Below are 16,919 nucleotides of genomic sequence, written 5' to 3' on the forward strand. Positions count from 1 at the left end.
TCACCTTGTCGGCTCGAAATTCTGTGACCTCGATATCGATGAATCCCCGACCCACGCGGGATCAGCAGTTCAAGGCTCCCGAAAACCCTCACCTTGACGATAAAAACGACGTTACAACGAACGCGGAAGCTGCTCCCGAAAAATCTCACCGTAACCGCCGCGGTATCAAAAATGTCAATGACATCCGATACTTATCCGCGCCAGGCATTCCGCTGTGTCCGGCGATCATCCCCCGAAAAGCCTCACCTTTACGGCGGTCGGGCGGATGCGGCAGCTGTGTGCTGTCTCCTGAAAAATCTCACCTGTGCCAAAAAGTGGCACAGCGAAAATCAGATTTCCGCCAGTCCCGGTGGGCTTTTCAGCGAATTCGCTGCACTTCCGATCCCGGAAACCCTCACCTTAGGCCAATCTTCGAGCAAATGGCGCTCCTGAAAAACCTCACCTGTGAGGCGCCCGGCAGCCTGTGATCGATGCCCCGAAAAAGCTCACCTTATCGGGATCCGTGCAGGAAAACCCGGATTTTGCTCCCGAAAAGCCTCACCTTTCGGGCCTCACTGGCTTCACAGGCACTTTTGCTGTGCAAAATGACGGTCGTTTCCCGGAAATCCTCACAGCAAATCCCTGTGTAGTCCCGTGAAACCTCACCTTTCCCGAAAACTGCTCAAAAGATGGGCAGAATAGGGGCGCGAAGAAGGTCCCGCAAATTCTCACCTGTGTCTGCACAGGCAGAAAACTGTGCGCGTAGGCACCGCAAGGGGTCTGTGGCTGTGTGGCCCCGAAAAACCTCACCTTTGGGGAATCTCATGTTTCACTGTGATCCCGAATCCGCTCACGACCTTTCCTGCATCGGCTCACGCAGATCCCCGAACCCCATCACTTCAGCTCCCGCAGAAGATCACCTTGGTTCCCGTAAAACTTCACCTTGTCGGCCGGAAAGCCTTGCTACATAAGGCTGTGCCGTGGCGTTAACGTTTTTAACTAAGGGTTCAAGGGTGTTTACTTCTAATACTCTCAAGACATCGGTCGTCGAGTTTTCCACAGAGACCCAACGCCTGAACACCGACCGGCTGCGATGACGTCGGTCATGTGAAACAAATGCACTTTTTCGGGGCCTACTCAAAAATGCTTTCGGGACAAGGACTTGCCTTGTTTTCTTCGCTTTGTTTCACGGAATCGAAGAGCTGGTTCGTCCGGATTGGCCCACAGCGCTGGTTTCTCTGAACGGCGACGTAAATTCACGACACTCCGCGAAAACAAGTATCAAAAAATACGTATTTCGTTATGATCGCAACATATCAATGTCTGTGAGTTCTCCCATGACGCTGGATGAAATGCGTGAAGTCATCCGAGAAGAACTGGAATCGCTTCGCGCGAGCGGCGCGCGCCGCCAGGAGTTGTCCCTACATGCGTGCAAGCGGTTGTTCTTCGATCTCGGTATCCGACCGTCGGCCGCCAACGTTCGCGACCTGACCCAGACCGGCAGCGCCAGCGACATTCCAAAGGACATCGATCATTTCTGGGAACGAATCCGTTCTGCATCGAAAATCCGGCTCGACGGTGCGGCGATCCCGAAAGCGGTCGAAGAAAAGGCAGGCGCGTTGCTCGGCGCGCTATATGAAGAGGCCTTGAAAGCGGCCAGGGAAAGCCTCGATGTCGATCGCGAACAGGTTCGCGCCGGCCTGACCGATGCGGAACAACGGCTGCGCGATGCCACGGTTCGCCAGGAAACCCTCGAGGGTGCACTGACGCGCAGTGAAACCCGCAACGAGCAGCTGCAGGCGCGTGTGACCGAACTCGAGGTGCAGCTGGCTTCGCAGTCGACGCACGGTTCGGCAAACGAGGCGACACTGCTCACCACAGTCGCTCGACTTGAAAAGGAACTGGCCGTCATGGCCGGCCGCGTCGACACCGAGCAGACGCAGAATGCGACGCTGCGCGACCGCATCGACACGCTGCAAGCCGAATTGCAGCAGCGCACCGAACACTACGCGCAGCAGATCAAGGATGCGGTGGCCGAAGCCGAGCGCCGTGTCAAACCGATGCTGGTCGAGCTGGACTCGCTGCGCAGCATGGCGTCGACCTACCAGAGCGGTCTGCGCGACGTGCAGCGCAAGGAATTCGATTTTCTTCAGCAACTGAGTTCGGCCAAGGCCCGCGCAGACCGGCTCGAGGAACAGTTGCGCACCCAGAGCGACGAACTGGACCGCGCGACACGCGACGCGAATACGCTGCGCGCGAGCCGCGGGATGAATCCGGAGATTTCCGCACTGATTCGCCGCCTGGCCGACGCAGGTCAGCTCGATGCGGATGCGTTTTCCGCAATCGGGACGTCACTGGACCACGAAATTCCGGTGCCGAGCCAGTGCCCGCATTGCGACGGGGAACCGGAGTTGTCGCATGGCGATGACGGATTCGAAGTGTCGTGCCCCGAGTGCGAACATGCGTCGGGGCCCTGGCCTTCCCGATTCGAAGCGATCGCGCGCTTTGCGCGCGACTGACGTGTCGCCCCGGCACAGGGATCGCACAGGTGAGGCGATTCGGGACGCGTGAGGTGAGGTTTTCCGGGAGCTGTGAAACGGTGAGGCTACGCCGCACAAGGCTGCTCACGAGTCATGTCGCGTGAGCAGCCGGCTCGGCATCAGAGCGTTTCGTCTTGCTCGGACACGTCACCATTCGCGAGATCATCGCGCCAGTTTTTCCATGCGCGGTGCAGACGGTTCGACGAAATCGGCCGCATGAAGCCGAGCCATTTGCCGACCCGCTCGGGCGGCACGTCATGTTCGAACAGTTCCGCTGCGTAAGTGTTGCGCAGCGTTTGCGGGCTCGCGCGTGCGGTGCGTGACGACGTGAGCCCCGCAGATTCGACGATCGCATCGATCGCGCGCAGCATCGTCGCCTTGTGCATCGGCCGCCCGGCGTGCGATGCCGGAAACACGAGCTCCCCCGGAATCTCCTGGCGCTTGCGCTCCACGAGCCATGCTTCGAGCAACGCGATCGCGAACGAGGCCAGATGGGTTTCGCGCGCGAAATCGGGATGCGTCGACGGGATCTGCAGCGACGTTCCACCCGTATTGATGCAACTAATCGTGAGCACGCGTGCTTCGCCGGTTTTCACGCCGGCCCCGAGAAATGCGGCGACGAGTGCGCGGTCGCGCCGCTCCTTCCAGTATGCGGAGCCGGATACACCAATCGGCGAAAACAGGTAGGCCAGCAACTTCGCGCGTTCGGCCGGTGTCAGGAAACCGGTCGGCTCATTGTCGCGTGCCTGGCGCCAGTTCGCTTCGCCATCCTGAGCAATGAAGCGGGCCGGGTTGGTGGACGCGAGCTCGGTGCGCCGGATGTGGTCGAGCACGCGTTCGATCAGCCTCAAATAGCGCATTCGCTGAGTTTTCCGGATAGGAAGCTCGCTGACGAAATTCGCGATCGTTGCGGTATCGACCGTGGCCAGATTTTTTTGATGTGCACGTAGCCATGCGAGAAAAGCGCCCCATTGTGCGCGGTAGACGTCGGCCGACGAACGGCGGTAGTCCTGCATGGCAAGCCAGGCGTCGAACGCGGCTTCGGGCGAGACGATCCAGTCGGACGCACCGCGGTCGAACAGATCCTTTTCTTCCGGGCGTGCGGGGGTGTCGGAGGATGTGGGAAGGGACATGTCGTTTATTCCGTTAGTTGCGTATATGGTAGCCCTATCCGCAACGTCGCGGGCAGCAGGATGCGGGAGCCGGCCGCCGTGTCGAACGGCCGGGGCCGGGTATCAGTCGCCCCACGCCTTGGACGGGCGATGATTGCGCTCGCGGGGTGCTGCTTCCTGCGATCTGGCTGCGGCTTCATACGCGAGGACCGCGAACGAGAAGACAGCGGGTAGTGCATTCGATCGTCCGAAGTCGATCGGATCATCCGTTTCGGGAAAGGTCATGTCCGACGGCCGTTCGAACAACTGGCGCATGCCGGCTTCGTGCCGGCTGGCAAAGCCGAGATCGGCGAGCGCCTCGGCTTCGATGGCGTGCAGCAGACGCCACGACAGCGGGACGCGCTGATGGATGTAGCGCCCGGCTATATGACGCACAATCAACTCGAGGTCATGCGCGGCAGCCTTGAAGCTGAGCGCGGCCAAATCTTGTTCTTCTGTCATCGCAGGCTCCTGTCGACCGGAGCAGGCGCCTCGGTGCGCCGGCCCGGCCAATGCATGGCGGAATGTCCGTATACTGTACAAACATACAGTATTTTCCGCAACTGGCCTTTCGGCCAGCTATTCGCATCGTCAGCGATGAATCACGATCAGTAGTGCGCGCGCTTCGGCCTTGCCGGGGTTGCGGATGGCGTGAGGTGTGTCGGCTGGGTAGCGCGCGGTGTCGCCGGCCTTCAGGCGCCGGCTCGCCGCCGCGGCTTCGATTTCCATCGCGCCCTGCAGCACGGTGAGATGCTCGCGCGTGCCGGGTTCGTGCGCGTTCGACACGAGCGCGCCGCCGCCCGGCAGCGTCAGCTCGTACCACTCGAACTTGCCGGCCAGGTCGATGGGACCCCATACGCGCAATTGATAGCGGCCGTCGTGGCCGGCGAGCGTCGGGATGTCGTGCGGGCCGTCCACGCGGATCGTTTCCGGCGCTTTCGGCTGCGAGAACAGCTCGTCGAGCGTGATGCCGAGCGCATTCGTGAGCCGCCATGCGACCGCGATCGTCGGATTGGCTTTGTCACGCTCGATCTCGGAGAGCATCGACTTCGATACGCCGGCTGCGCGCGACAGGTCGTCGAGGGTCAGCTTGCGTTCGTTGCGCAGGCGCTGGATTTGCTCGCCGACGCGCGGCGGCGTCACGCCCGGCGGCTGCAGTGCGGCGCCGGCACGCGTGCGCCGCGACGCGGAGGAACTTGCCATTTGGTTTCCGTTCGCTTAGAGTTGTTCGGTATTTCGAATTCTAGTTCGGAATATCGGATAAATGCGGTCAACCGAACGACCGACTATAACAGTAGCAGGCCGTTGCGCTGCCGCCACGAGCGGCGCGCGGCGGATTGCGAACCCATGTCAGGAGCTTTGCGATGCGTGATGCCTTTCTCGCCCAGGTGCGCGGGACGCTCGACCAGATCCGCGCGGACGGTTTTTACAAGACCGAGCGCGAGATCGCGAGTCCCCAAGCGGCGGCCGTGCGGCTCGCCAGCGGTGCCGGCGTGCTGAATTTCTGCGCGAACAACTATCTCGGTCTGGCGAACGATCCGCGCCTGATCGCCGCGGCGCAGGCCGGTCTCGACCAGGATGGCTTCGGCATGGCGTCGGTGCGCTTCATCTGCGGCACGCAAACCGTGCACAAGCAGCTCGAAAGCGCGCTGGCGTCGTTTCTCGGCACGGAAGACAGCATCCTCTATTCGAGCTGTTTCGATGCGAACGGCGGCCTGTTCGAGACGCTGCTCGACGAGAACGACGCGGTGATCAGCGACGAGCTGAACCACGCGAGCATCATCGACGGCATCCGCCTCTGCAAGGCAAAGCGGTTCCGCTACAAGAACAACGACCTGTCCGATCTCGAGGCGAAGCTGAAGGAAGCCGACGCAGCGGGCGCGCGCCACAAGCTGATCGCGACCGACGGTGTGTTCTCGATGGACGGCATCATCGCCGATCTGAAAGGCATCTGTGACCTCGCCGATCGTTATGGCGCGCTCGTGATGGTCGACGATTCGCACGCGGTCGGCTTCATCGGCGCGCATGGCCGCGGCACGCCCGAGCACTGCGGCGTCGACGGTCGCGTCGACATCATCACCGGCACGCTCGGCAAGGCGCTGGGCGGTGCATCGGGCGGCTATATCGCGGCCCGCCGCGAGGTCGTCGAATTGCTGCGCCAGCGCTCGCGTCCGTATCTGTTCTCGAACACGCTGACGCCGAGCATTGCCGCGGCGTCGCTGAAGGTGCTGGAACTGCTCGGCAGCGACGAAGGGGCGAAGCTGCGCGCACGCGTGCGCGAGAATGGCGCGCGTTTCCGCGAACAGATGACCGCCGCGGGTTTCACGCTCGTGCCGGGTGCGCATCCGATCATCCCGGTGATGCTCGGCGACGCGCAGCTCGCGACCAACATGGCCGACAAGCTGCTCGAAGAAGGCGTCTACGTGATCGGCTTCTCGTTCCCGGTCGTGCCGCGCGGTCGCGCACGCATCCGCACGCAGATGAGCGCCGCGCATACGCCTGAACAGATCGATCAGACGGTCGCCGCGTTCGTGCGCGTCGGCAAGTCGCTCGGCATCGTCTGAAGGAGGCGCGACCATGAAAGCACTGGCAAAGCTCGAGCGCGGCCCGGGTCTCACGCTCACGCGCGTGAAGCGCCCCGAAGTCGGACACAACGACGTGCTGATCAAGATTCGCCGCACGGCGATCTGCGGCACCGACATCCATATCTGGAAGTGGGACGACTGGGCGCAGAAGACGATTCCCGTACCGATGCACGTCGGCCACGAATACGTCGGCGAGATCGTCGAGATGGGGCAGGAAGTGCGCGGCTTCGCGATCGGCGACCGCGTGTCCGGCGAAGGCCACATCACGTGCGGCTTCTGTCGCAACTGTCGTGCCGGCCGCCGGCATCTGTGCCGCAACACCGTCGGCGTCGGCGTGAATCGCGAGGGCGCGTTCGCCGAGTATCTGGCGATTCCCGCGTTCAACGCGTTCAAGATTCCGCCCGAGATTTCAGACGATCTCGCATCGATCTTCGATCCGTTCGGCAACGCGACGCACACGGCGCTGTCGTTCAATCTCGTCGGCGAGGACGTGCTGATCACGGGCGCGGGCCCGATCGGCATCATGGCCGTCGCGATCGCGAAGCACGTCGGCGCGCGCAACGTCGTGATCACCGACATCAACGACTACCGGCTCGAACTCGCGCGCAAGATGGGTGCGACGCGCGCGGTCAACGTCGCACGCGAGTCGCTGCGCGACGTGATGGCCGACCTGCACATGACGGAAGGCTTCGATGTCGGCCTCGAGATGTCGGGCGTGCCGAGCGCGTTCACCAGCATGCTCGAGGCGATGAATCACGGCGGCAAGGTCGCGCTGCTCGGCATTCCGCCCGCGCAGACGGCGATCGACTGGAACCAGGTGATCTTCAAGGGGCTCGAGATCAAGGGCATCTACGGGCGCGAGATGTTCGAGACCTGGTACAAGATGGTCGCGATGCTGCAAAGCGGCCTCGATCTCTCGCCGATCATCACGCATCGTTTTGCGGCCGACGATTACGAACAAGGCTTCGCCGCGATGCTGTCCGGTGAAAGCGGCAAGGTGATCCTCGACTGGACGGTCTGAGTGCCGGCGGGGCGGCTCGGCGAGTTTGCCGACTGCCCCGTTCGTGTCGGCATGAGCGTTTGTCGAGGCAGGGCGGCTTCGACGAACGCGTGAGGTGAGATTATTCGGGAGCTGTGTTTGCGTGCCGAATGACGGCTCGATCGTGCTTTCGAGAGGCGCGCAGGCAAGTAAGTCAATGGGCTGCACGTCGTTTCTCGTTGGCGATATGAGGGCGATCGCGCTTCGATTCCTCAGCAAGCCACGCATCGGTGACATGCAATCGCGCGTGCACCTCACCTGTCAGCGTCGCTCACCTGTCCACGTCATCGCGTCGTTCGGCGCATGTCTTTCTTCCTGCCCTTCCGTTTCGTTTGCCGCGCCTGGATAGCGAGGCTCTGTCGCATCGCCGCTTGCCGCGATGTGCTTCCACGCCAGCACGTCACCACGCAACGTCGTCACGGCACTGCCTCGATGCGTGAGCCGATCAACGACATGCGCACTCACCTGTCAGCATCCCCGGCCGCATCGATCGGTGCGCTGCCCGCTATTTGATCCGCTCACCGTTCAACCATCGCGGTTCGAGTTGCAGACTCAACACGACGAGCCAGCGTTTCGGGCATTGCGGTGCGATCTCGATCAGTTCGCCATGCGCACCGGACACCGTCACGAACCCGTACTGCGCCGCATGCCGATATGCGCGGGATGCGTCCGCCTGAAGCCAGAAGCTGACGAGCGCGCACGTGACGAAACGGAACAGCAGCAACGTCGCGGCTTCCGGCGCGTAGCCGACCGCGGCGAGCAGGGCGTCGAACACGAACGTCAGAACTTGCGTGACCGCGATCGTGATAACAGTCAGCTTCACCAGCCCGCGCATGCGCAGCGCTGCCCGCGTGCGGGCATGCGTCAGTGCGAGCCGCGCACGGTCGTCGTCGGCTTCGTGTTTCATGACGCCGCTCCGGCGCGCCGCGCGACGTGGATCGACGTCATGTCGGATGCAGGTATCCGCCCGTCGAACGAGCCAACGGCCTTGCACAGGATCGCGCTGTCGTAGCTGTGCCCTGCAAACCGCATCACGTCGATCAACTGAAATCCTTCGCGTCGATAGAAGTCGACGAGTCGGATAGCCGCATGCGGCGCATCGAGCGCGAGGTGCGTCGCGCCACGCGCAGCCGCTCGCCGTTGCGCGAACGCGAGCAGCGCACGGCCGATGCCGCGATCCTGCCAAACCGGATCGACGGCCAACTGGCCGAGCGTCGCGACGCGTCGGCTGCGGTACGGATCGCACCGCGAATCGGGATCGTGCGGCTGCATCGTGATCGTCGCGACCAGATGCGCGTTCCCGAGCGCGACGAAACACTCGCCGGTGAGCATGCGTTCGCGCGTCGCCGACGCCGGCTGGTCGACACCCGGACAGTTGAAGCCCGCGGCGCCGAGAGGCGCGTACGCGCGATGCAGCAACGCGGTCAAAGACTCGTACGAATCGCTGCGCGGATCGAAACGCCGTACGACGACACGGCCATCGAGCCGCTTCGCATAAGCCGCATAGGCACGCTCGGAGCGTGCGGATTCCGGTCGCTGCATGATGTCCTTTCGGCCAGACAGGTTGACCGAAGTGTAGTGAGCACCCTGCGTCAGCTTCAAGAAAAAATGTCGTAAACGCCGCCTGCAATGCGCTGCCCGTCATCGAAACCAGGCGGCGCTCGGCCCTTCCGACGACAGGGCCTTTTCACGTGGAAGTTGACGATGGAGAACGATCGTTCTACCGTAAACCCATGAACACACACGATGACTTCTCCGGCGAACCGGTCGTTCGCGACCGGCTGCTCGACGCGGCCGAAGCGCTGATCTACTCGGGCGGTATCCACGCCACGGGCGTCGATGCGATCGTGAAGCGATCCGGTGCCGCGCGAAAGAGCTTTTATTCGCATTTCGAATCGAAGGAGGCGCTGGTCGTCGCGGCGCTCGAGCGCCGCGACGAGCGCTGGATGCACTGGTTCGTCGACGCCACGCTGGCGCGCGGCAAGTCGCCGCGTGCGCACTTGCTCGGCATGTTCGACGTGCTGCGCGACTGGTTCTCGCAACCCGATTTTCACGGCTGCGCGTTCCTGAACGCGTCCGGCGAGATTGCCGACACCGACGATCCGGTACGCGTCGTCGCGCGTATGCACAAGGCGCGCTTGCTTGCGTTCGTGCGCGAGCGGCTCGACGCGTATGCCGACGACGCCGGCATCGAGCGCCGCGGCCTGGCCCGCCTCGCGCGCCAGTGGCTGGTGTTGATCGACGGCGCGATCGGCGTCGCGCTCGTCAGCGGCGATGCGACCGCGGCGCGCGATGCGCGCGCAACCGCCGAACTCTTGCTCGATACGGTGTCTCGAGCGTCGAAGTAACGCGTCCCAACCGGCTGCGTTCGTGCGCGGCCCCAACCTTGAACAGGAGCATCCCATGTCCGCTTCCCCGGAAGTTCGTCCGCCCGTTCCGCCCTTCACGCTCGATACGGCGCGCCAGAAAGTGCGTGCCGCGGAGGATGCGTGGAACACGCGCGACCCGCAGCGCGTGTCGCTTGCCTATACGCCGCAGAGCCGGTGGCGCAATCGCGCGGAGTTCGTGACGGGCCGCGACGAGATCGTTGGACTGCTGCAGCGGAAATGGACGCGCGAGCTCGACTACCGGCTGATCAAGGAGCTGTGGGCGTTCGGCGGCAATCGCATCGCGGTGCGATTCGCGTACGAATGGCATGACGACGCCGGCAACTGGTTCCGTTCATACGGAAACGAAAACTGGGAATTCGACGAAAACGGCTTGATGGCGCATCGCCACGCGAGCATCAACGACCTGCCGATTCGCGAAGCGGATCGCCTGTACCACTGGCCGCTCGGTCGCCGTCCGGACGATCATCCCGGCCTGTCCGATCTCGGGCTGTGACGCATCACGATGGCGTCGCGTGAACGCGCTCGATCGTGCATCGAGCGCGACGCCTGTGCTGAACGGTGAGGGAATACGGGAGCCGCAGGTTGAGGTGAGCGTTTTCGGGAGAGGAGGCATTCCGTGCGGGACGGTGTGATTCTTCACGCCCTGCATCTCACCGATCGATCTTCGCAGGAAACGGTGCGGTTGCACTGATCGAAGCGCGGCACGCGACATCGTCGGCGCACTTGTTGCGTACATGCATGGCGGTGAGGTTCAAGTTTCAATCGGTGTATATCGATGCGCGATGCAACTCACCGTTCGACATCGACACGCACGCCTCCAGGCGCGCGCGTCGGAATCGACGAAGGTGCGCGGCAGTCAGTCGTGCTGCTCACCATTGAGCACGACATCGATCGAACCCTTCCGAGCCGCGCGCCTTCGGATCGTTCCGTCAACCGGCGATCCGCACCGCGATTGCCTCTCCCACTTCCTGCGTCCCCGCCTGGCCGCCGAGATCGCGCGTGCACGGCCCGGTGCGCAGCACGTCCTCGATCGCCGCGACGATCGCATCGTGCGCCTCGCGTTCGCGGCCCGCGCCGTTGCCGAGGAAGTCGAGCATCATCGCCGCCGACCAGATCATCGCGATCGGATTCGCGATGTACTGGCCCGCGATGTCCGGTGCGGAGCCGTGCACCGGTTCGAACAGCGATGGAAACGTGCGGTCCGGGTTCAGGTTCGCCGACGGCGCGATGCCGATCGTGCCCGTGCAGGCCGGCCCGAGGTCGGACAGGATGTCGCCGAACAGGTTCGACGCGACGACGACGTCGAAGCGGTCGGGCTGCAGCACGAAGCGCGCGCACAGGATGTCGATGTGCTGCTTGTCGACGGCGATCTCGGGATAGCGTTCGCCCATCTCGGCCGCGCGCGCGTCCCACCACGGCATGCTGATCGCGATGCCGTTGCTCTTCGTCGCGACGGTCAGGCGCTTCGCGCGGCGCTGCGCGAGCTCGAATGCGAACTTCAGCACGCGCTCCGTGCCGTGACGCGTGAAGATCGACTGCTGCATCACCACTTCGCGGTCGGTGCCCTCGAACATCGTGCCGCCAACCGACGAATATTCGCCTTCGGTGTTCTCGCGCACGATCATGAAGTCGATGTCGCCCGCTTTGCGGCCGGCGAGCGGCGACGGCACGCCGTCGAACAGGCGCGCGGGCCGCAGGTTGATGTACTGGTCGAATTCGCGGCGGAATTTCAGCAGCGAACCCCACAGCGAAATGTGATCGGGCACCGTCGCGGGCCAGCCGACCGCGCCGAACAGGATCGCGTCCATGCCCGACAGCCGGGCCTTCCAGTCGTCCGGCATCATCTTGCCGTGCTGCGCGTAGTAGTCGCAGCTCGCCCAGTCGATCTGCTCGAACTGGAAACGGATGCCGAAGCGCGCCGTCACGGCGTCGAGCGCGCGCAGGCCTTCGGGCATCACTTCACGGCCGATGCCGTCACCGGGGATGACGGCAATCTTGTACGTCTTGTCGCTCATGCAAGCCTCCTTGGCTGGTCGGGCCGCCGGCAGCATGCGCAGCGGAACACGACGCCATTTTATTTATTTCCATTCAGATTAAAATCATGCGAAAGGTTAATCGACTTTCCACGAATCGTGAATAAATCGCCGAATCTCGACGACCTGCGCGTCTTCAGCCTGGTCGTCCGCCTGACGAGCTTTAGCGCGGCGGCCGAGCAGCTCGCGGTCTCGCCCGCCTATGTGAGCAAGCGCATCGCGCTGCTCGAGGCGCAACTCGGCACGCGACTGCTGCATCGCTCGACGCGCCGCGTGACGGTCACGGAGGCCGGCGAACGCGTGTTCGCGCGTGCCGAGAAGATTCTCGACGACGTCGATCATCTCGTCGAGGACGTGTCGACCACGCGCACGGTGCCGCGCGGCACGCTGCGCATCTCGAGCAGCTTCGGTTTCGGCCGTCATGTCGTCGCGCCGGCGTTGCTCGACTTCTCCGCGCGCTATCCGCAGCTGAACGTGCGGCTCGATCTGTTCGACCGGCTCGTCGACGTCGCGGGCGAAGGCTACGACCTCGACGTGCGCATCGGCGACGAGATCGCCGATCACCTGATCGCGCGCCGCCTTGCCGCGAACTATCGCGTGCTGTGCGCGTCGCCCGACTATCTCGCACGGCGCGGCACGCCGCGCACGCTCGCGGATCTCGCATCGCACGACTGCCTCGCGATCAAGGAGCGCGACCATCCGTTCGGCGTCTGGCGGCTGAACCTGCGCGGCGAAACGGCAACGGTGAAGGTCGGCGGCGCGCTGTCGACGAACCACGGCGAGGTGGCCGTGCAATGGGCGCTGGCCGGGCGCGGGATCGTGCTGCGCTCGATCTGGGAAGCGGGGCCGCTGATCGAACGCGGCGCGCTTCGTCGCGTGCTGCCGGACGTAATCCAGCCGGCGAACATCTGGGCGGTGTATCCGGAACGCGTCGCGGCTTCGGCGAAAGTGCGCGTATGCGTCGATTTTCTCGCGGAGGCGCTTGCCGGGTTGAACGCCGCAGCGGGGGACGACGCGGCCTGAAATCGGACAAAGGTGAGCTTTTACGGGAGCATGTGAAAGTGTTGGCGGACGCCCGTCGTTGGCTCGCAACCGCGTCGCGATCCGGTAGCGTGCCGCGCACACCGGCGGCCGCGATGCGCCGGACCTGCCAATGATGACGCCCGCCCGCAGCTTACGCCGCCTTCGATGTGCTCGCCGCGTTCGCCGCACCGAGCATCAGGTCGAGATTCTGCACGGCCGCGCCGGATGCCCCTTTGCCGAGATTGTCGAACACGGCCGACAGCAGCACCTGACCGTGCTCGGCATTCACGAACACGCCGAGCCGCAGGTCGTTCGTACCGTTCAACGCTTGCGGATCGAGATGCGTGATCGTGCGCGTATCCGCGAGCGGAGTGACCTCGACGTGGCGCGCGCCGGCGTAATGGTGCGCGAGACACGCATGCAGCGACTCACCGGTCACGCCTGCCGGGAGCAGGCGCAACTCGATCGGCACGGTCAGCACGATGCCTTGCCGATAGGCGCCATAGGCCGGCACGAACAGCGGACGATGCGCGAGCCCGGCGTGCAGCTGGATTTCGGGCACGTGCTTGTGCGCGAGCGCGAGGCCGTAGACCTGCAGCGGTTTCGTGCGTGCGGCTCCGTTCGATTCGAATTCGTCGACGGCGGCCCGGCCGCCGCCCGAGTAACCGGACACGGCATGGATGCTCACCGGATAGTCGCGCGGAAGCAGGCCGGCTCGTTGCAGCGGCCCGAGCAGGCCGATCGCGCCCGTCGGATAGCAGCCCGGATTGGTGACGCGCCGCGCGTGCGCGATCGTCTGCGCATGTCCGTCGATCATCTCGGGAAAGCCGTAGACCCATTCCGGATCGGTGCGATGGGCCGAGCTCGCGTCGATCACGCGTACCGCCGGATTCCGGATGAAGCCGACCGCTTCGCGCGCAGCGGCGTCCGGCAGGCACAGAATCGCGATGTCGGATGCATTGATCGCTTCGGCGCGCCGCGCGGGGTCCTTGCGCTCGGCATCCGGCAGCGTGACGAGCCGCAGGTCGGTGCGATTCCGCAGGCGCTCGTGGATCTGCAGTCCGGTCGTACCTTGGTCGCCGTCGATGTAGACAGTGGAGAGGCTCATGATGGTCGCGTTCCTCGCTTCGGACGTCGGGAAAGCCATATCGTCCATCGAACGCCTAGAATAGGAAAAGTTGAATTTCCTGATTGCGAGATTCAGATTTCCTGAACGAGAGGTGGAAATGCGCGAGATCAGTCTGGATCGACTGCGTACGCTGGTCGCGATCGCCGACCAGGGATCCTTCGTGGCCGCCGCGCAACTGCTTCATCTCGCGCCGCCGACGGTCAGCCTTCATGTTGCCGAACTCGAAAGCCGCATCGGTGCGCCGTTGCTGTCGCGCACGCGCGGCAACGTGCAGCCGTCGACCATCGGTGCCGTGCTGGTGGAGCGGGCGCGCCGTCTGCTGGCCGAGGTCGAGTCGACCCTCGACGACGTGGAGCGACAAGTGCAGGGGCTGACCGGGCGGGTGCGTCTCGGCGCCTCGACCGGCGCGATCGCCCATCTGTTGCCGCAGGCGGTGGCCCGGCTGCGCGAGCGGCATCCGGACATCGATGTCCAGATCGCGGTGCTCACGTCGCACGACACACTGGCGCGCATCGCGCAGGGCACGCTCGACGTCGGCCTGGTGGCGCTGCCGCAGCCGGCGGTCGCGGGGCTGTCGATCCGCGCGTGGCGGCGCGATCCGGTGCTCGCCTTTTTGCCCGCGGACTGGCGGCTGCCGGCGCGTGTGACGCCGGCCTATTTGGCCGCGCGCCCGCTGATTCTCAACGATGCGACCACCCGCCTGTCGCGGCTCACGACGGAATGGTTCGCGCTCGGTGGCCACCGCCCCGAGCCGCGCATCGAACTCAACTACAACGATGCGATCAAGAGTCTGGTCGCCGCGGGCTACGGCGCGACGCTGCTGCCGCACGAGGCGGGCGCCCCGTTGCCGGACGCACGCATCGTCATGCGGCCGCTGCGTCCGGCGTTGTGGCGCGAACTGGGCATCGCCCATCGTGCCGGCCCGATCGAGCGTTCGACCCAGCACGTGCTCGACGCGCTATGGGCGCTCGGCGCACGCTAGAAAGCGGCCAGCGGCATTCCGGTTCGTCGGGCGTCAGGCGTCGGCACGTGGCCGTGACACGTCACAGCCGGTTGTCCCGCGCGAGCATCAGCACGCGCGCCCAGCGCTGCGCATCGCGCTTGTCCATCATCGGCAGCTTCCATTCGCCGCGTACGGCGTCGCGCACGCGCACGACCAGATGCCAGCGGCCGTCGATCGGCGCGGCTTCGCAGCCGTCGAGCTGCGACAACGTATAGCGGCCGTCCGCGCCGTCATGCGACAGCCACAGCAGCCCCTGCGTCGCGGACACGCGCACCTCGCCCCACGCGCGATGCACGATGTGGGTCCAGCCTTGTTCCTTCGTGTTCGGTGCGATGTCACGGCGGCGCTTGATCCACCACGCGATCAGCGCGATCAGGATCGCGGCGGCGAGCACGGCGGCCGCGATCGCGACCGGCTGGCCGAACTGCGCGGCGATGACGTGAAACAGGTGAACCGCGCCCCATCCCAGGGCGATGAGCGCGAACAGCGCAATGAAAATCGGCATGTCGAATCGGAAAGGAGGACGGGCCGGCGCAGGCAGCGCGCCGGTCCGTCGCACGCGGCATTACCGGCGGCGGTGAATGTCGTGCGTGACGAAGCCCGCGTCGTTGGTGGGCAGCGCGAGGCCGTCCTTGACCGCGAGCGTCTTGCGGATGTCGTCGAGCCCCGCGTTCCAGTGGTCGCGCATCGTCGACAGACCGAACTGATAGTCCTTGTAGTGGTGCTCGTACGCCTTCTGCTGATAGATCAGGTGCTGGATGTTGTACTTCTTCCCGCTCGACATCGCTTCGGCCTCGACGCACCACGGGTCGTTCTTGCGCTGCTCTTCCGGCACCTGCTCGAGCACGTGGCGCAGCACGTTGCGGTAGCGCTGTTCGCGCTGCAGCGTGTCGGTGACGAAGCGCGTGCGGCTCGAATACTGCACGTCCTTCGTACGTTCCGCGACGTCGGCCATCGTGCGCGGCAGCGGCCCGCGTGCGCTCCACAGGTCGACCTGGAACGCGAGCGTGTCGCGCCGCGGACGCGCGCGCAGCACTTCCATCAGCGGCGTGTTCGACACGACGCCGCCGTCCCAGTAATACTCGCCGTCGATCTCGACGGGCGGGAACGCGGGCGGCAGCGCGCCGGACGCCATGAAGTGCTCGGGCTCGAGGCGGATGCGCGAGTTGTCGAAGTACACGAAGTTGCCGGTGCCGACGTTGACCGCGCCGACCGACACGCGCGTCTCGCCCGAGTTGATCCGGTCGAAATCGCACAGCTTGAGCAGCGTCGCGCGCAGCTGCGACGTGTCGTACCAGCTGATCTTTTCCGGATGATCGGACACGCCCGGCAGCGGCGGCGGGAAGCGCGGCACGAAGAAGCCCTGCTGGCCCTGCATCATCGCGCTCGCGGCCTGCGACGCGGTGAAGAACGTGCGGATCTGATCGATGCTGTTGAACAGCGCGAACTCGAACGCGGCCGGAATCGCGGGAAAGAACGCCGGCTGGCAGATCGTTTCCCAGAATTCGCGCAGCCGTTCGACGCGATGTTCGGGCGCATTGCCGGCGATCAGCGCGGTGTTGAGCGCGCCGATCGAGATGCCGGCGATCCAGTCGAGCGGAATGCCCGCTTCGTGCAGGCCCTCGAACACGCCGGCCTGATACGCGCCGAGCGCGCCGCCGCCCTGCAGGACGAGCGCGATCGTTTCGTAAGGCAGCGACCGCGCAGCGGCCGGCGCGCCGGCTTCGTGATGCAGGTCCGCCGCATCGACGGCCTGCTTTTCTGTACGCGCGTGCGGTTTCATCAGTTGCTCCGAGAAATCCCGCCGTGGACGGCGGAGACGGATGGCGTGCCGTCGCTCGACGGTACGCCATCGTGAGTCGTGAGAATGGACGTGATGCGGGAATCGCCTCCCGTCAGGGAGGCGAGGACGTTACTGCATGAACCAGCCGTGGCTGACGATGAACGACTGGCCCGTGAGCGCGGCGCTCGGGAACGCCGACAGGAACAGCACCGTCTGCGCGACGTCCTGCACCGTCGTGAACACGCCGTCGACCGTGTTGCCGAG

The 16,919-nt window shown here is 64.6% G+C and carries 17 protein-coding genes and 1 pseudogene; 8 read left to right on the forward strand and 10 right to left on the reverse strand.

Annotated elements, in window-relative coordinates; translation table 11 throughout:
* Positions 1-1,316: 1,316 nt before the first annotated feature.
* Complete coding sequence (locus WS45_RS03510) at positions 1,317-2,498, forward strand: DNA-binding protein (RefSeq protein WP_059698201.1); 1,182 nt, start codon at positions 1,317-1,319, stop codon at positions 2,496-2,498.
* 140 nt (positions 2,499-2,638) lie between these two features.
* Here WS45_RS03510 and WS45_RS03515 read toward each other — a convergent pair whose 3' ends face one another.
* The 3 genes from WS45_RS03515 to WS45_RS03525 all read right to left on the reverse strand — a co-directional run bounded on the left by WS45_RS03515 (position 2,639) and on the right by WS45_RS03525 (position 4,873).
* The gene (locus WS45_RS03515; RefSeq protein WP_059698203.1) at positions 2,639-3,652 is read right to left on the reverse strand and encodes a tyrosine-type recombinase/integrase; all 1,014 of its coding nucleotides are present in this window, start codon (positions 3,650-3,652) and stop codon (positions 2,639-2,641) included.
* A 102-nt stretch (positions 3,653-3,754) separates the two neighbouring features.
* A complete protein-coding gene (locus tag WS45_RS03520) occupies positions 3,755-4,132 on the reverse strand; it encodes a DUF2471 family protein (RefSeq protein WP_059698205.1) in 378 nt (125 codons plus the stop codon).
* A 129-nt stretch (positions 4,133-4,261) separates the two neighbouring features.
* A complete protein-coding gene (locus WS45_RS03525; protein ID WP_059689207.1) occupies positions 4,262-4,873 on the reverse strand; it encodes a helix-turn-helix domain-containing protein in 612 nt (203 codons plus the stop codon).
* 161 nt (positions 4,874-5,034) lie between these two features.
* Between WS45_RS03525 and WS45_RS03530 the strand changes: the two genes are divergently transcribed.
* From WS45_RS03530 to WS45_RS34690, 3 genes are all read left to right on the forward strand, one after another.
* Positions 5,035-6,234 (forward strand): glycine C-acetyltransferase, encoded by a 1,200-nt coding sequence (locus WS45_RS03530; protein WP_059698207.1) that lies wholly within the window; start codon positions 5,035-5,037, stop codon positions 6,232-6,234.
* Between the two features lie 13 nt (positions 6,235-6,247).
* Positions 6,248-7,276 (forward strand): L-threonine 3-dehydrogenase, encoded by a 1,029-nt coding sequence (gene tdh / locus WS45_RS03535; protein ID WP_059529060.1) that lies wholly within the window; start codon positions 6,248-6,250, stop codon positions 7,274-7,276.
* A 321-nt stretch (positions 7,277-7,597) separates the two neighbouring features.
* Positions 7,598-7,807, forward strand: a complete 210-nt coding sequence (locus WS45_RS34690) for a hypothetical protein (protein ID WP_156437018.1) — start codon at positions 7,598-7,600, stop codon at positions 7,805-7,807.
* Here the strand turns inward: WS45_RS34690 and WS45_RS03540 are convergent.
* Both WS45_RS03540 and WS45_RS03545 read right to left on the reverse strand, forming a co-directional pair.
* A complete protein-coding gene (locus WS45_RS03540) occupies positions 7,800-8,201 on the reverse strand; it encodes a hypothetical protein (protein ID WP_059698209.1) in 402 nt (133 codons plus the stop codon). The genes WS45_RS34690 and WS45_RS03540 overlap by 8 nt on opposite strands.
* A complete protein-coding gene (locus WS45_RS03545; RefSeq protein ID WP_059698211.1) occupies positions 8,198-8,836 on the reverse strand; it encodes a GNAT family N-acetyltransferase in 639 nt (212 codons plus the stop codon). The genes WS45_RS03540 and WS45_RS03545 overlap by 4 nt, the downstream gene beginning before the upstream one ends.
* Before the next feature lie 191 nt (positions 8,837-9,027).
* Here WS45_RS03545 and WS45_RS03550 point away from each other — a divergent pair, with 191 nt between their 5' ends.
* Both WS45_RS03550 and WS45_RS03555 read left to right on the forward strand, forming a co-directional pair.
* Positions 9,028-9,642, forward strand: coding sequence for a TetR/AcrR family transcriptional regulator (locus WS45_RS03550; RefSeq protein WP_059698213.1), 615 nt, complete (start codon positions 9,028-9,030; stop codon positions 9,640-9,642).
* A gap of 55 nt (positions 9,643-9,697) precedes the next feature.
* On the forward strand, positions 9,698-10,177 hold the full coding sequence (locus WS45_RS03555) for a nuclear transport factor 2 family protein (protein WP_012365039.1): 480 nt from the start codon (positions 9,698-9,700) through the stop codon (positions 10,175-10,177).
* Between the two features lie 436 nt (positions 10,178-10,613).
* On the opposite strand, the gene WS45_RS03560 is transcribed toward WS45_RS03555, so the two are convergent.
* Positions 10,614-11,699: a tartrate dehydrogenase gene (locus WS45_RS03560; RefSeq protein WP_059698215.1), complete on the reverse strand. Its 1,086-nt coding sequence runs from the start codon at positions 11,697-11,699 to the stop codon at positions 10,614-10,616.
* 117 nt (positions 11,700-11,816) lie between these two features.
* On the opposite strand from WS45_RS03560, the gene WS45_RS03565 reads away from it, so the two are divergent.
* Complete coding sequence (locus WS45_RS03565) at positions 11,817-12,740, forward strand: LysR substrate-binding domain-containing protein (protein ID WP_059689202.1); 924 nt, start codon at positions 11,817-11,819, stop codon at positions 12,738-12,740.
* 151 nt (positions 12,741-12,891) lie between these two features.
* Here the strand turns inward: WS45_RS03565 and argC are convergent, their stop codons facing one another.
* On the reverse strand, positions 12,892-13,848 hold the full coding sequence (gene argC, locus WS45_RS03570) for an N-acetyl-gamma-glutamyl-phosphate reductase (protein ID WP_059698239.1): 957 nt from the start codon (positions 13,846-13,848) through the stop codon (positions 12,892-12,894).
* Positions 13,849-13,966: 118 nt separating this feature from the next.
* Between argC and WS45_RS03575 the strand changes: the two genes are divergently transcribed.
* Positions 13,967-14,851, forward strand: a complete 885-nt coding sequence (locus WS45_RS03575; protein ID WP_059698217.1) for a LysR family transcriptional regulator — start codon at positions 13,967-13,969, stop codon at positions 14,849-14,851.
* Between the two features lie 61 nt (positions 14,852-14,912).
* Here WS45_RS03575 and WS45_RS03580 read toward each other — a convergent pair whose 3' ends face one another.
* The 3 genes and pseudogenes from WS45_RS03580 to WS45_RS34695 form a co-directional block, all read right to left on the reverse strand.
* Positions 14,913-15,377: a hypothetical protein gene (locus tag WS45_RS03580; RefSeq protein ID WP_059698218.1), complete on the reverse strand. Its 465-nt coding sequence runs from the start codon at positions 15,375-15,377 to the stop codon at positions 14,913-14,915.
* 60 nt (positions 15,378-15,437) lie between these two features.
* Positions 15,438-16,655: a patatin-like phospholipase family protein gene (locus WS45_RS03585; protein WP_059698220.1), complete on the reverse strand. Its 1,218-nt coding sequence runs from the start codon at positions 16,653-16,655 to the stop codon at positions 15,438-15,440.
* Between the two features lie 129 nt (positions 16,656-16,784).
* Positions 16,785-16,919: pseudogene (locus WS45_RS34695) on the reverse strand (3-hydroxybutyrate dehydrogenase); the annotation flags it as partial.

Source organism: Burkholderia sp. RF2-non_BP3, assembly GCF_001522185.1.
GTDB lineage: Bacteria > Pseudomonadota > Gammaproteobacteria > Burkholderiales > Burkholderiaceae > Burkholderia > Burkholderia diffusa.